This is a genomic window from Streptomyces sp. NPDC051133, from assembly GCF_040682635.1.
GTDB lineage: Bacteria > Actinomycetota > Actinomycetes > Streptomycetales > Streptomycetaceae > Streptomyces.
This window is the reverse complement of sequence record NZ_JBFBBK010000012.1, coordinates 164,510-177,349: the sequence shown is the minus strand read 5'-3', so window position 1 is coordinate 177,349 and position 12,840 is coordinate 164,510. Positions and strand designations below refer to the sequence as shown.

Here is a 12,840-nt window from a genome sequence, read left to right as displayed (position 1 = left end):
CGTTGGGGGGAGTCGTGTTGCGGACCCGGACGACGCCGCGCATAGTTGCGCTGCGGAAGTGGCAGCACACCGGGGGTGGAATGGGCGATGGCCGGGCGCGGGACGGAGAAGCATCCACACGGTGCCGACCGACTGTGCGGGGCCGGGGATCGCGTGTATTCCCGGGCCGTACGACGGGGACGGGTGTCGCGTACGGACGCCGAGGCGGTGCCCTGCCTGCTGGAGCTGGCCCTGCTGCACCCCGACCCCGACGACATGGACTGGCTGGTGCCGACCTCCCCGCAGGAGGTCATGACCAGGCTGCTGCGCGGGGTCTACGACGAGGTCAGCGCGAGTCAGCGGCGGGTGGGCTCGGCGGTGGCCGCATTCGAGTGGTACGCGGGGCTGGGCCGGCAGCCGCACGCGCCCGCCACGGCCGAGGGCAGCGCCATCCGGGTCCTGGACGGGCTCTCCCGGATCCAGGCCGCGATGGACGAGGCGACCGAGGCGTGCACGACCGAGGTGCTCACCGTGCAGCCGGGCGGCATCCGGCGCGAGGCGGAGCTCACCGAGGGCCTGCACCGGGCGCTGGCGCTGCGCGGCCGGGGCGTGCGGATGCGCGACCTGTACACGCACGTCGCCCGGCACGGCCAGGGTCTGCTCAACTACCTGGAACTGATGGGTGACACGGTCGAGGCCCGCACCCTGGACGAGGTCATCGACCGCCTCATCCTCTTCGACCGCACGGTGGCCTTCATCCCCGCCAACGCGGAGCGCACGATGGCCCTGGAGCTGCGTCACCCGGCGCTGGTCGAATACTTCGTCACGGTCTTCGAGCGGCTGTGGCGGCTGGCGATCCCGCTGACCGCCCCGCTCCCCGACACCGGCATCGAGGGCATCTCGCATCGCGAGCAGTCCATCGCCGCGCTGCTCGCGGAGGGCCACCAGGACGCGGTGATCGCCGAGCGGCTCGGCATCAGCGTGCGTACCTGCCGGGCTCACATCGCCCGACTCTCCGAGACCCTGGGCGCCGCCAGCCGCACTCAGCTCGGCGTGCGCATCGCCCAGGTGGGCCTGGACGGCCGCACCCGCGGCCTGCCGGCCACGGCGCTCACGGCCCCTGAGTGAGCGGCCCGGTGCCCGGCACGGGCGCGGACATCGCTCACTGGTCCCGTTCGAGCATTCCCGACTGGGCTATGAGGTACCCGAGTTGGGCCCGGCTGCCACTGCCGAGGGCCTGGGCGAGCTTGGCGATGTGGGCCCGGCAGGTGCGGACGTTCATGCCGAGGCGGCGGGCGATGGCCTCGTCCACATGGCCTTCGATGAGGAGCTTGGCGATGGAGTGCTGGATCTCCGTGATGCCGTCGGGAGCGGTCTCGTAGGGCGCGCCGGCGCTCAGGGGGACGGCTCGGCTCCACATGAACTCGAAGACCTTGACGAGGTAGCGCACGAGACCCGGGTGGCGCAGTTCGAGGGCGACCTGCTGGTCGTCCCGGATGGGGATGAAGGCGACGGTCTCGTCGCAGATGATGAGGCGCTCCACCAGCTCGTCGATGGTGCGGTACTCCACCTTGCCGTTGGCGAGCTGCGCCACGTAGGCCAGCTGCTTGAGGTTGTAGCGCACCGTGTGCTGGTACAGCGTACGGATCCGGACACCCCGGTCCACGAGATCCGTGTCGCGCTCCAGGCCCTGTTTGACCGTACGCTCGGTGAAGCGGTTGCTGGGCTGGACGGTGAGCATCTCGGTCTGGCACTCGGCCGTGGCCAGGTCGAGGGCGGCGTTGATGCGGTCGCTGCCCTCGAGCACCGTGATGGAGTGAGTGGCGGTCGCGACGTGGGTGCTCAGGGCCAGAAACGGCTCGAAGAGATCGGACAGTTCGATTGCGGACCGTCTACGGTCGGCTATCTCGCGCTCGATGGGGGTCAGTCGCTGGGTGAGGGCCACCGCCGGGGGCACCGGGCGCAGCCAGTCCGGGTCGTCCGGGTCAGGGTGGAGCAGGGCGAACTCCACCAGGCACGGAGCGGCCTCCGCATCGGTGCGCGGGACACGCCCGGCACGCAGTGCATGGGCGTAGAGACGGCCGCCCTCCTCGCACAGCTCGGTGACCCCATGGGGATGTGCCGTCTTAGTCCGATTTGGTGTCAAATCTCCACCCCCCAGGGTCCTGAACATGCAGGAACATGATGCACTGATTGTGTGGTCACGATGTGCCTGAATGAGCCATCGTCTTATCAGACGGGGGAAGAGGGGACCTTCAAGTGAGGACGAAGCCGACCATGGGCAAGAGAGTGCTTCGCTCGATCCTTGTCGCCACCTTCTCCGCCGTTGTGGCCCTTGGAGTGCTGAGTGGCCCAGTCGGTGCGAAGGGTGACGTTCGAGCGGACAGTAAGTGGCCTGCAGTGGCCGTGTCCACGGCTGGTGTGGATGCAGCGGACAGTTCAGGGGGCTGATGTGACTACTCCACCCGACGACCGCTCCTTCCGCCGCGAGATGGCCACCGCCTACCGTTCGGGCTGGCACTTCATCGACCTGGTCACCGCCATCCCCCACAGTGGTGACTCGCTGATGGTGACCGTGTTCGGTGAACCGGTCGTCGTCACGCGGGACGAGGACGGCGACGTGCGGGCGTTCCGGTGCCTGCGTAAGCCGCGCGGAGCGCCCCAGCCGGTGCGCTGCGCCATCCGGTACGGAATGATCTTTGTGAACCTCGACCAGCGGGACCACCGGCTCAGCGAGCCGTCGGACGCGGACCTGAGGACCATCTCGGCCACCCCCCGCAGTGCCTGACGCGATTCCCCCGTCGTAAAAGATCGCTCAGGTGCTTCCCCCCGCAGCGGCGTCACCGTGACCTGAACACGGTGACGCCGCTGCAGTTTGCGGGGACATTTCACGGCATGCACACGTTTTCACAGTGGCCGAAAGTCGTCGCTCGGCGCTCGAACGCCGATCAGCCGTGCCCGAGGGCCCGCTCCACCGCGATCTCGATCACCACGCGCGCCGGATTCGGCGACGGCTTGCGCTCGTACCGCTCGGCGTACCGCCGCTCCGCCTCCGCCACCCGCTCCGGCTCCGTCCGTACGTGCGCCCGCCCCTCCAGCGTCGCCCAGCGCCGGCCGTCCACCTGGCAGACCGCCACCCGCGCGCCCTCGGGCCCGGCCGCGCGCACATGGCCGGCCTTCGCGCTCGATCCGCCGGTGATCACCCGGGCCGTGCGCGTCCCGGGGTCGTACGTCACCCCGACCGGCACCACGTGCGGGCTGCCGTCGGGGCGGAGGGTCGTCAGCGTGCACAGGTGCCGTTCCCGCCAGAAGGCGAGATAGGGCTCGTCCGGGGCAGCCGGGTCTACGGAGTGCGAGGCCATGCCTGCAACCTAGCCCTGGAGGCGCTCCCGCCCGAACCTTGAGCGGAATGGACTCAACTTTGTGTACGCTGGTGAAGTCAGCAGTGGGAACTGTGGCCGAGGAGGAGAACGGACGACGTGGACGCCGAGCTGACCAACCGGAGCCGGGACGCGATCAATGCGGCGAGCAACCGCGCCGTGGCCGAGGGGCACCCGGACCTCACCCCCGCTCATCTGCTGCTGGCGCTGCTCCAGGGGCAGGAGAACGAGAACATCACCGACCTGCTCGCCGCCGTCGAGGCCGACCAGGCCGCGGTGCGCGCGGGCGCGGAGAAGCTGCTGGCCGGGCTGCCCAGCGTGACCGGGTCCACCGTGGCGCCGCCGCAGCCCAACCGCGAGCTGCTGGCCGTGATCGCCGACGCGACCGAGCGGGCCAAGGACCTCGGTGACGAGTACCTGTCGACGGAGCACCTGCTGATCGGCATCGCCGCCAAGGGCGGAGCCGCCGGTGAGCTGCTCGCCCGGCAGGGCGCGGACGCGAAGAAGCTGCTGGAGGCCTTCAAGAAGGCCAGGGGAGGACGCCGCGTGACCACCGCCGACCCCGAGGGCCAGTACAAGGCCCTGGAGAAGTTCGGCACCGACTTCACCGCCGCCGCCCGCGAGGGCCGGCTGGATCCGGTCATCGGCCGGGACCAGGAGATCCGGCGGGTGGTGCAGGTGCTGAGCCGCCGTACGAAGAACAACCCCGTGCTCATCGGCGAGCCCGGCGTCGGCAAGACCGCCGTGGTCGAGGGGCTCGCCCAGCGGATCGTCAAGGGGGACGTGCCGGAGTCGCTGCGGGACAAGCGGCTGGTCGCGCTGGACCTCGGCGCCATGGTGGCCGGCGCCAAGTACCGCGGTGAGTTCGAGGAGCGGCTGAAGTCCGTCCTCGCCGAGATCAAGGACTCCGACGGGCAGATCATCACCTTCATCGACGAGCTGCACACCGTCGTCGGGGCCGGCGCCGGCGGCGATTCGGCCATGGACGCGGGCAACATGCTGAAGCCCATGCTGGCCCGCGGCGAGCTGCGCATGGTCGGCGCCACCACCCTGGACGAGTACCGGGAGCGGATCGAGAAGGACCCCGCGCTGGAGCGCCGCTTCCAGCAGGTGCTGGTCGCCGAGCCGACGGTGGAGGACACCATCGCGATCCTCCGCGGCCTGAAGGGCCGGTACGAGGCCCACCACAAGGTGCAGATCGCCGACAGCGCGCTGGTGGCCGCCGCCACCCTCTCCGACCGCTACATCACCTCCCGCTTCCTCCCCGACAAGGCCATCGACCTCGTCGACGAGGCCGCCTCCCGGCTCCGCATGGAGATCGACTCCTCCCCGGTCGAGATCGACGAGCTCCAGCGCGCCGTCGACCGGCTGAAGATGGAGGAGCTGGCGATCGCCAAGGAGACCGACCCGGCCTCCGTCGCCCGGCTGGAGAAGCTGCGCCGCGACCTCGCCGACAAGGAGGAGGAGCTGCGGGGCCTGACCGCCCGCTGGGAGAAGGAGAAGCAGTCCCTCAACCGGGTCGGTGAGCTGAAGGAGCGCCTGGACGACCTGCGCGGACAGGCCGAACGGGCCCAGCGCGACGGCGACTTCGACACCGCCGCCAAGCTGCTCTACGGCGAGATCCCGCAGCTGGAGAAGGAGCTTCAGGCCGCCTCGCAGGCCGAGGAAGAGGTCGCCAGGGACACCATGGTCAAGGAGGAGGTCGGCTCCGACGACATCGCGGACGTCGTCGCCGCCTGGACCGGCATCCCGGCGGGCCGCCTGCTGGAGGGCGAGACGCAGAAGCTGCTGCGCATGGAGGACGAGCTGGGCAAGCGGCTCATCGGCCAGACCGAGGCCGTACGGGCCGTGTCGGACGCGGTGCGCCGCTCCCGCGCGGGTATCGCCGACCCCGACCGTCCGACCGGCTCCTTCCTCTTCCTCGGCCCGACGGGCGTCGGCAAGACCGAACTCGCCAAGGCACTCGCCGACTTCCTCTTCGACGACGAGCGGGCCATGGTCCGCATCGACATGTCGGAGTACGGCGAGAAGCACAGCGTGGCCCGGCTGGTCGGCGCGCCCCCCGGGTACGTCGGCTACGAGGAGGGCGGCCAGCTGACGGAGGCGGTGCGCAGGCGCCCGTACACCGTGGTCCTGCTGGACGAGGTGGAGAAGGCCCACCCCGAGGTCTTCGACATCCTGCTCCAGGTGCTGGACGACGGCCGGCTGACCGACGGCCAGGGCCGTACGGTCGACTTCCGCAACACCATCCTGGTGCTCACCTCCAATTTGGGCAGTCAGTTCCTGGTCGACCCGGTCACCGGCGAGGAGGAGAAGAAGCAGCAGGTGCTGGAGGTCGTCCGGACCTCCTTCAAGCCGGAGTTCCTCAACCGGCTCGACGACCTGGTGGTCTTCTCCGCGCTGACCAAGCCCGAGCTGGAGCGGATCGCCGGGCTGCAGATCGACCGCCTGGCCAAGCGGCTCGCCGAGCGCCGGCTCACCCTGGACGTCACGCCCCAGGCGCTGGCCTGGCTCGCCGAGGAGGGCATGGACCCGGCCTACGGCGCCCGCCCGCTGCGCCGCCTGGTGCAGACCGCCATCGGCGACCGGCTCGCCAAGGAGATCCTCTCCGGCGAGATCGAGGACGGCGACACGGTCCGCGTGGACCGCTTCGGCGAGGGGCTGCTGGTGGGCCCGGCGACGGGGAAGACGCTGTGACGCTCACACGGTGTAGGCCGTGAAACGTACGAGGGCCCGGCCGTGGCCCTCGTACGTCACGTCCACCTCCACCGCGTTGGCGTCTGCGCCGGCCGGCGGCGCGTCGTGGCCGCCGCCGGTCAGATCCAGACACACGTCCGCCCCGTCGTCGCAGTACTCCGAGTGCGGCTCCGGCGCGTGCGGATAGGTGGCCTTCAGCCAGTCGCGCACGCCGTCCCTCGGCATCCGGAAGGTGGCGTCGTAGGAGGTGTCCAGCCAGGCCTCCACGGTGCAGTGCTCGTCGTACGCCCCTTCGGGCAGCTTCGCCCCGCCGAAGGCGAGCGCCTGGGCGCAGGACGCGTCCTTGGGGCTCGTGTCCAGCGCGTAGGAGAACACGAGCTTCACCAAGGTCGAGAACAGCCACATCACGGCCACGGCGGAAGACACCGCGATCACCGTGATCACAGCGGCTCTTCCCAGCTTCCGCCCGACCACACCGCCCCCCCTCGCCGGCCGGCCGCCCGGCCGGTCAGCCCGATCATGTCAGCCGTCGGCTGACAGGCGGCGTCGGGGCTTGCTTCCCCCCTCCCCCCGTGGGGGAGGATGGCGGAATCCGCATGAAGGGAAAAATACGGTGAGCATCGACCCGTCCTCGATTCCGAACTTCGGGGGCCAGCCCGAACCGCAGCCCCAAGGACCGGCGGGCCCCGTCGTCCCGGATCAGGATCTCGTGAAGCAGCTCCTCGACCAGATGGAGCTGAAGTACGTCGTCGACGAGGAGGGTGACCTCGCGGCGCCGTGGGAGCAGTTCCGCACGTACTTCATGTTCCGCGGTGACGACGAGCAGGCGGTCTTCTCGGTGCGGACCTTCTACGACCGCCCCCACCAGATCGACGAGAAGACGGCGCTGCTGGAGTCCGTCGACGACTGGAACCGCCGCACCCTGTGGCCCAAGGTGTACACCCACACCCACGACGACGGCACCGTCCGCCTGATCGGCGAGGCCCAGATGCTGATCGGCACGGGCGTCGACATCAACCACTTCGTCTCGTCGACGGTCAGCTGGGTGCGGGCCGCGATCGAGTTCGACCGGTGGCTGGTCGAGCAGCTCGGCCTGGAGCAGGAGGTCGACGAAGCGGAGAAGCCCGAGGACGAGGGCGAGTAACCCCCGCCGCGGGGCCTACAGCGGCGCGCGCGCGAAGACCAGCAGGTACGCGCCGTAGACATAGCTGAGCCCGGCCAGGGCCGCGACGATCACCGTCGCGTGCCAGGGCCGGGCTCTCGCCGTCCGTACCAGCGCCCCGGCGAGCGGCAGCAGCAGCGGGAACGCCGGCAGCAGGAACCGCGGCTTGGACTCGAAGTAGCCCGACCCGCCGAGCGCGATCAGCAGCAGCACCCCGCTGTGCACGACGAGCGGCAGCGGGGCCCGCTCCAGGAGCAGCAGCACGTACAGCAGCACGCCCGCGGCGACGATGACCAGCGCCATCGGGAACACCATGCGGTGGCCGTTCAGCAGCAGCCCGCGCACGAACTGCCACGAGCCGCGCCCGAGGTCGAACCGCGACCCCCACTGCCGCTGCACCTCGAAGTAGCCGTCCAGCAGGTTCCCCTTGCGCCGGCCCACCCACAGCACGTACGCCGTCCAGCCCAGCGGGGCGAGCGCCGCGCCCGTCCACAGCCTGTGGGAAACCCGGCCGCGCCGCCGCCACACCTCGGCACCGGCGGCGGCCAGTACGGCGGCGGCGACCGCGAACCCGTTCGGCCGGGACAGCCCCGCGAGCGCCGCCAGCGCGCCCGCCCACAGCCATGACCCGGCCAGCACCGCGTACAGCGACCAGGCCGCGAACGCGGTCAGCAGCGGCTCGGTGTACGCCATCGACAGCACCACCGAGTGCGGCAGCAGCCCCCACAGCACCACCAGCGCGACACCGGTCGCGCGCCCGTGCAGCCGGGCGCCGACGGCGTGGATACCGGCGGCGGCGACGACGGCCGCGGTCCAGGACACCAGCAGCCCGGCGGCGCCCCCGCCGAGGGGGACCAGCGCGGTCACCGTCCGCACCAGCGCCGGGTACAGCGGGAAGAACGCGAGATCGCTGTGCTCGCCCGGGACGCGGGAGGGCAGGTCGTGGCCGTAACCGTGCGCGGCGATCGCCAGGTACCAGACGGAGTCCCAGGACCGGCCGAGCAGCGCGAGGGGGTGCCGGCCGCCGGCCGGGACGACGAGGGCGAGCACGGCCACCCCGGCGAGCCGGGCGCCCAGGAACAGGCCCACGGCGACCCCGCTCGCGCGGAGCAGCGACGGGCCGGTGCGCTCCTGGGGCGCCGGCTGTGGTGTGGCGACGGTCGGGGCGAGGACGGTGCTGGCGTGGGTGGTCACACCTCCGCACCCTGCAAGGGGCGGGCCGCCGATGCGAGCAGGCGACGTCCGAGTGCGGTACGGGTTCACCTGTGTCGCGTACGGGAGGGTGCGGTTCGCGCGGTTCCCCGCACCCCCCGCGGGGCGGTCACATCGCCCGCAGCCTCCGCGCCGCCTCCCGGAGGACTTCCTCCCGCTTGCAGAACGCGAACCGCACGAACGGTGCGCCCGCCTCGCGGTCGTCGTAGAACACCGCGTTGGGGATGGCCACCACGCCCGCCCGCTCCGGCAGGGCGCGGCAGAAGGCGAAGCCGTCCTTCTCGCCGAGGGGGCGGATGTCGGTGGTGATGAAGTAGGTGCCGGCCGGTGTGAAGACCTCGAAGCCGGCCTCCCGCAGCCCCTCGGCGAGGATGTCGCGTCGGGCCAGCATGGACCGGCGGAACTCCTCGAAGTAGGCGTCGGGCAGGGCGAGCGCCTCGGCGACCGCGTACTGGAAGGGGCCGGAGGAGACGTAGGTCAGGAACTGCTTGACCGAGCGGACCGCGGTGACCAGCTCGGGCGCGGCCGTCACCCAGCCGACCTTCCAGCCCGTGAAGGAGAACGTCTTCCCGGCCGAGCCGATGCTCACCGTGCGCTCGCGCATCCCGGGGAACGTGGCGAGCGGCACGTGCCCGGCGTCGTCGAAGACCAGGTGCTCGTACACCTCGTCCGTCACCACCAGCAGATCACGCTCCACCGCCAGCTCGGCGATCGCGGCCAGCTCCGCGCGCGTGAGGACCGTACCGGTCGGGTTGTGCGGGGTGTTGATCAGCAGCAGGCGGGTGCGGTCGGTGACCGCGGCGCGCAGCTCGTCGAGGTCGAGGCGGAAGCCGCCGTCGTGCGGCCGGAGGGTCACGGGCACGCGCGCGCCGCCCGCCAGCGCGATGCTCGCCGCGTAGGAGTCGTAGTACGGCTCCAGCGCCACCACCTCGTCCCCCGGCTCGACCAGCGCCAGCAGTGCCGCCGCGATGGCCTCCGTCGCGCCCGCCGTCACCAGCACCTCGGTGTCCGGGTCGTACGCCAGGCCGTAGCGGCGCAGCTGGTGCGCGGCGACCGCGGTGCGCAGCTCGGGGATGCCGGGGCCCGGCGGGTACTGGTTGCCGCGGCCGTCGCGCAGCGCCCGCACGGCCGCCTCCCTGACCTCCTCGGGGCCGTCGGTGTCGGGGAAGCCCTGGCCCAGGTTGATCGACCCGGTGGCCACGGCGAGCGCGGACATCTCGGCGAAGATCGTCGTCCCGAACTCGGCGAGCCGGCGGTTGAGGTGGGGGCGCGCGGTGGAGGTCATGCCGGCCATCCTCCGCCCAAGCTCTGGAGTTCCTCAACTCTGCTTTGCCCGTCGAGGCGGCCGGGCATCCCCAGGTCACCGCGCGGGACGCGGTACAGGCGAGGCGCCCACGGGGGGCCGCTTCGGGGGAACGGAAGGAGGGTGACGCCATGGCCGTCGGCATCATCGGCTTCATCCTGGTGGTGGCCGCGCTCGTGACCATCAGGGCGCTGGGGAGCGGGAACCGCAAGCGGCGGGCGGGGGTGCCGCCCGGCAAGCGCGGCCGGGTCCGGTCCCACCGGTCGTCGTACCCGCACTCGTCCTCGTCGTCGTACGACGGCAGCGGCAGCTGGTGGGCCGGCGCGGGGGCCGGAGCGGGAGACGGCGGGTCGTCGTCCGGCGGCCACCACGGCGGTCACCACGGCGGCCACCACGGGGGGCACGGGGGCCACTCGTGCGGAGGGCACTCCTGCGGGGGGTCGTCCTCCTGCGGCGGCGGGTCCTCGTGCGGCGGCGGTTCGTCGTGCGGCGGAGGCGGCGGCGGGTGCGGGGGAGGCAGCTGACACGGGGCGGCCGGGCTTGCGGGGGGCCGTGTCCGGGCCGCACACGGGCGCCTGCCGGCGGAGGTTCCGGCGGGCGCCTGCCCCCTGGGTGCGCGCGCCCGGCGCACGCCATGGTTGAACAGTTGAGCTGTGTAGCCCTCTGAGGGATGGAAACCCCACGAAGTTGGGTAAAAACGCTGTGGCGGTGCCACTGTCCATGATTCCCTCTAAATCGCCAACGCAGCCCCTCGGACGTCCTCCCAGAGCCCCCACCCGGCCGGGCCGGCTGGGCTGACATGGCCGATCTCCCCTTCATCGCGTGTTAGCGGAGCCGACCCATGCTCACGACCCTGAACACCTCCTACACCGATACGCGCGCTGCCGACCTCGCCTGGACCCTGGGGCGCGAGCCGCTGCCCGCGCTGGCCACCCTGGATCTGGAACTCGCCGGGGCGAAACTGCAGTTGAGACTGCTCGGCGCGTCCCACCAGGTGCTCCTGGAGGAGGAGTGCGGCAGCTGTTCGGAAACGGTCGCCTGCATCCCCGGCTCCAGCACCCCGCTGCCTCTCGGCGTCGCCAAGCGCGTCGGTGACTGGGAGTACGAGTTCGCCGCCCGCGTCGAGGTCCTCACCCCCGGCTCCTTCGCGGGCCGCGCCCAGGAGTTGCTGGACCTGGTCTCCGACCATCCGCACGGCCTGGCCGGCGTCTTCCCCGGCAGCCCGTACGCGTTCACCGCGATGCTGGCGCAGCGGCATGAGGGCCAGGTGCACTGGCGCACCTGGCACGCCTACCCGCAGGACGGGCAGTTGGTGGCCACCCGCACCCGGGTCGGGGCACGTAGGCAGGCGGCACAACGGAGTTAGGGCGACATAAACCCGGTACGCGTCAACTGCCCGCAGATCCACACGTGTGGGTGACGAAGCGTACCGAGGGTGTGACGTAACGTCTCAGAGTGATCGAACCGCACGCTCCCGCGCCCCCGGTCCGTCCGCCGTCCTGGACAGCTCCCGCACGGCTGCCGGTCCGGCCCGGCACCGGGCGGTTCCTGGTCCTCGTGTGCGTCTTCGTCTGCGCGGCCTGCGGACTCGTGTACGAGCTCGAACTCGTCGCGTTCGCGTCGTACTTGATCGGCGATTCGGTCACGCAGTCCTCCGTCGTGCTGTCCGTGATGGTGTTCGCCATGGGTGTCGGCTCGCTCGGCGCCAAGCGGCTGCGCTGGCACGCGGCGGCCGGCTTCGGCGCGATCGAGACCGCCCTCGCGCTGGTCGGCGGGTGCAGCGCGATGGCGCTGTACGCCGTGTTCGCCTGGACCGGTGGCTGGGGCGGGATGTGGACCGAGGGGCCGCGCTGCCTCCTGGTCGCCTTCTCGCTCGCCATCGGACTGCTCATCGGCGCCGAGGTCCCGCTGCTGATGGAGCTGATCCAGCGCATCCGCCGGCAGGACGCGGGCGGCGCGGTGGCCGACCTGTTCGCGGCCGACTACGTCGGCGCCCTCGTCGGCGGCCTGGCCTTTCCCTTCCTCCTGCTGCCGTTCTTCGGCCAGTTGACGGGCGCCCTGCTGACCGGCACGGTCAACGTGGTCGCGGGCGGCGCGCTGGTGCTGGGCCTCTTCCGCCGTGACCTCACCCGCCGGGCCCGCTGGACCCTGCTCCTCGTCGGCCTCACCGTCCTCGGCGTCCTCGCCTCCGCCGCTGCCCTCGCCGGCGACTTCGAACGGGCCGCCCGGCGCGCCGTGTACGGCGACGACGTCCGGGTCGCCGTACAGACCGGCGTGCAGGAGGTCGTCCTGACCGGCGGCACCCACGGCAGGCCCCTCGACCTCTACCTCGACGGCCGTCTCCGGGTCGGCGGCCGGGACGAACACCGCTATCACGAGGCGCTGGTCCACCCCGCCCTGTCCGGCGGTCCCCACGCGCGCGTGCTGATCCTCGGCGGCGGCGACGGCCTGGCCGCCCGCGAGGTGCTGCGCCACCGCGGGGTGCGCCGCGTCGACATCGTCGAACTGGACCCCGGCCTGGTCCGCCTGGCCCGCCACGACCCCGGCCTGGCCGCCACCAACGGCCACGCCTACGCCGACCCCCGCGTCCACGTCACCACCGCCGACGCCTTCGGCTGGCTGCGCGGCGCACCCGCCCGCGCGTACGACGTCGTGATCGCCGATCTGCCCGACCCCGGCATCACCGCCAGCACCAAGCTGTACTCGCAGGAGTTCTACGGCCTGGCCCGCCGCACCCTCGCCCCCGACGGACGGCTGGTGGTGCACGCGGGCCGGCTCACCACCCGCCGCCATGTCTTCTGGACGGTCGCCGCGACCCTCCGCGCGGCCGGCTTCGCCGTCTCCCCCTACCGGGTCCTCGGCCAGGACTCCGGCTTCCCGGCGGGCCCCGACCGCTCGGCGGGCGAGTCCGGGGCCCCGCACGACTGGGGCTTCCTGCTGGCGGCTCCCGGCCGGACCCCGCCCCCGCTGCGCCTGGACCCCTGGCACCCGCACACCCTGACGCAGGCCGGGCTGGCGGCGGACGGGAGGGCGGCGCGGCGGACGTGGGTCGCGGGGCTGGCCGCCTCGACACTGGCGCATCCCCGGTACTGACCACGGACCCCGTT

At 72.0% G+C, this 12,840-nt stretch carries 12 protein-coding genes; 7 read left to right on the top strand and 5 right to left on the bottom strand.

Going from position 1 to position 12,840, the window contains the following annotated elements:
• Positions 1–87 precede the first annotated feature (87 nt).
• Positions 88–1,107 carry a helix-turn-helix transcriptional regulator gene (locus AB0N17_RS15350; protein ID WP_366011795.1) on the top strand — a complete coding sequence of 340 codons (1,020 nt, stop codon included), beginning with the start codon at positions 88–90 and terminating at the stop codon, positions 1,105–1,107.
• Positions 1,108–1,141: 34 nt separating this feature from the next.
• Here the strand turns inward: AB0N17_RS15350 and AB0N17_RS15345 are convergent, their stop codons facing one another.
• Positions 1,142–2,152: a helix-turn-helix transcriptional regulator gene (locus AB0N17_RS15345; RefSeq protein ID WP_366011794.1), complete on the bottom strand. Its 1,011-nt coding sequence runs from the start codon at positions 2,150–2,152 to the stop codon at positions 1,142–1,144.
• Between the two features lie 279 nt (positions 2,153–2,431).
• On the opposite strand from AB0N17_RS15345, the gene AB0N17_RS15340 reads away from it, so the two are divergent.
• Positions 2,432–2,767 (top strand): hypothetical protein, encoded by a 336-nt coding sequence (locus tag AB0N17_RS15340; protein ID WP_366011793.1) that lies wholly within the window; start codon positions 2,432–2,434, stop codon positions 2,765–2,767.
• Between the two features lie 160 nt (positions 2,768–2,927).
• Here AB0N17_RS15340 and AB0N17_RS15335 read toward each other — a convergent pair whose 3' ends face one another.
• Positions 2,928–3,341: a TIGR03618 family F420-dependent PPOX class oxidoreductase gene (locus AB0N17_RS15335; RefSeq protein ID WP_366011792.1), complete on the bottom strand. Its 414-nt coding sequence runs from the start codon at positions 3,339–3,341 to the stop codon at positions 2,928–2,930.
• A gap of 117 nt (positions 3,342–3,458) precedes the next feature.
• Here AB0N17_RS15335 and clpB point away from each other — a divergent pair, with 117 nt between their 5' ends.
• Entirely contained in the window at positions 3,459–6,056 is a 2,598-nt protein-coding gene (clpB, locus tag AB0N17_RS15330; RefSeq protein ID WP_366011791.1) for an ATP-dependent chaperone ClpB, read from the top strand.
• A gap of 3 nt (positions 6,057–6,059) precedes the next feature.
• Here clpB and AB0N17_RS15325 read toward each other — a convergent pair whose 3' ends face one another.
• Positions 6,060–6,482, bottom strand: a complete 423-nt coding sequence (locus AB0N17_RS15325) for a hypothetical protein (protein WP_366011790.1) — start codon at positions 6,480–6,482, stop codon at positions 6,060–6,062.
• A gap of 187 nt (positions 6,483–6,669) precedes the next feature.
• On the opposite strand from AB0N17_RS15325, the gene AB0N17_RS15320 reads away from it, so the two are divergent.
• Positions 6,670–7,200: a YbjN domain-containing protein gene (locus AB0N17_RS15320; RefSeq protein WP_366011789.1), complete on the top strand. Its 531-nt coding sequence runs from the start codon at positions 6,670–6,672 to the stop codon at positions 7,198–7,200.
• 15 nt (positions 7,201–7,215) lie between these two features.
• On the opposite strand, the gene AB0N17_RS15315 is transcribed toward AB0N17_RS15320, so the two are convergent.
• A complete protein-coding gene (locus AB0N17_RS15315) occupies positions 7,216–8,412 on the bottom strand; it encodes a hypothetical protein (protein ID WP_366011788.1) in 1,197 nt (398 codons plus the stop codon).
• A gap of 127 nt (positions 8,413–8,539) precedes the next feature.
• Positions 8,540–9,724, bottom strand: coding sequence for a pyridoxal phosphate-dependent aminotransferase (locus AB0N17_RS15310; protein WP_366011787.1), 1,185 nt, complete (start codon positions 9,722–9,724; stop codon positions 8,540–8,542).
• Positions 9,725–9,864: 140 nt separating this feature from the next.
• Between AB0N17_RS15310 and AB0N17_RS15305 the strand changes: the two genes are divergently transcribed.
• The 3 genes from AB0N17_RS15305 to AB0N17_RS15295 all read left to right on the top strand — a co-directional run bounded on the left by AB0N17_RS15305 (position 9,865) and on the right by AB0N17_RS15295 (position 12,826).
• The gene (locus AB0N17_RS15305; RefSeq protein ID WP_366011786.1) at positions 9,865–10,257 is read left to right on the top strand and encodes a hypothetical protein; all 393 of its coding nucleotides are present in this window, start codon (positions 9,865–9,867) and stop codon (positions 10,255–10,257) included.
• 317 nt (positions 10,258–10,574) lie between these two features.
• The gene (locus tag AB0N17_RS15300) at positions 10,575–11,099 is read left to right on the top strand and encodes a DUF2617 family protein (RefSeq protein WP_366011785.1); all 525 of its coding nucleotides are present in this window, start codon (positions 10,575–10,577) and stop codon (positions 11,097–11,099) included.
• Between the two features lie 89 nt (positions 11,100–11,188).
• Positions 11,189–12,826, top strand: a complete 1,638-nt coding sequence (locus tag AB0N17_RS15295) for a polyamine aminopropyltransferase (RefSeq protein ID WP_366011784.1) — start codon at positions 11,189–11,191, stop codon at positions 12,824–12,826.
• Positions 12,827–12,840 lie beyond the last annotated feature (14 nt).

Excerpts from the sequence above, each read along its gene's own strand:
- AB0N17_RS15345 (WP_366011794.1), bottom strand. The coding sequence starts at position 2,152 with ATGTTCAGGACCCTGGGGGGTGGAGATTTGACACCAAATCGGACTAAG.
- AB0N17_RS15310 (WP_366011787.1), bottom strand. The coding sequence starts at position 9,724 with ATGGCCGGCATGACCTCCACCGCGCGCCCCCACCTCAACCGCCGGCTC.
- AB0N17_RS15335 (WP_366011792.1), bottom strand. The coding sequence starts at position 3,341 with ATGGCCTCGCACTCCGTAGACCCGGCTGCCCCGGACGAGCCCTATCTC.
- AB0N17_RS15305 (WP_366011786.1), top strand. The coding sequence starts at position 9,865 with ATGGCCGTCGGCATCATCGGCTTCATCCTGGTGGTGGCCGCGCTCGTG.
- AB0N17_RS15350 (WP_366011795.1), top strand. The coding sequence starts at position 88 with ATGGCCGGGCGCGGGACGGAGAAGCATCCACACGGTGCCGACCGACTG.
- AB0N17_RS15300 (WP_366011785.1), top strand. The coding sequence starts at position 10,575 with ATGCTCACGACCCTGAACACCTCCTACACCGATACGCGCGCTGCCGAC.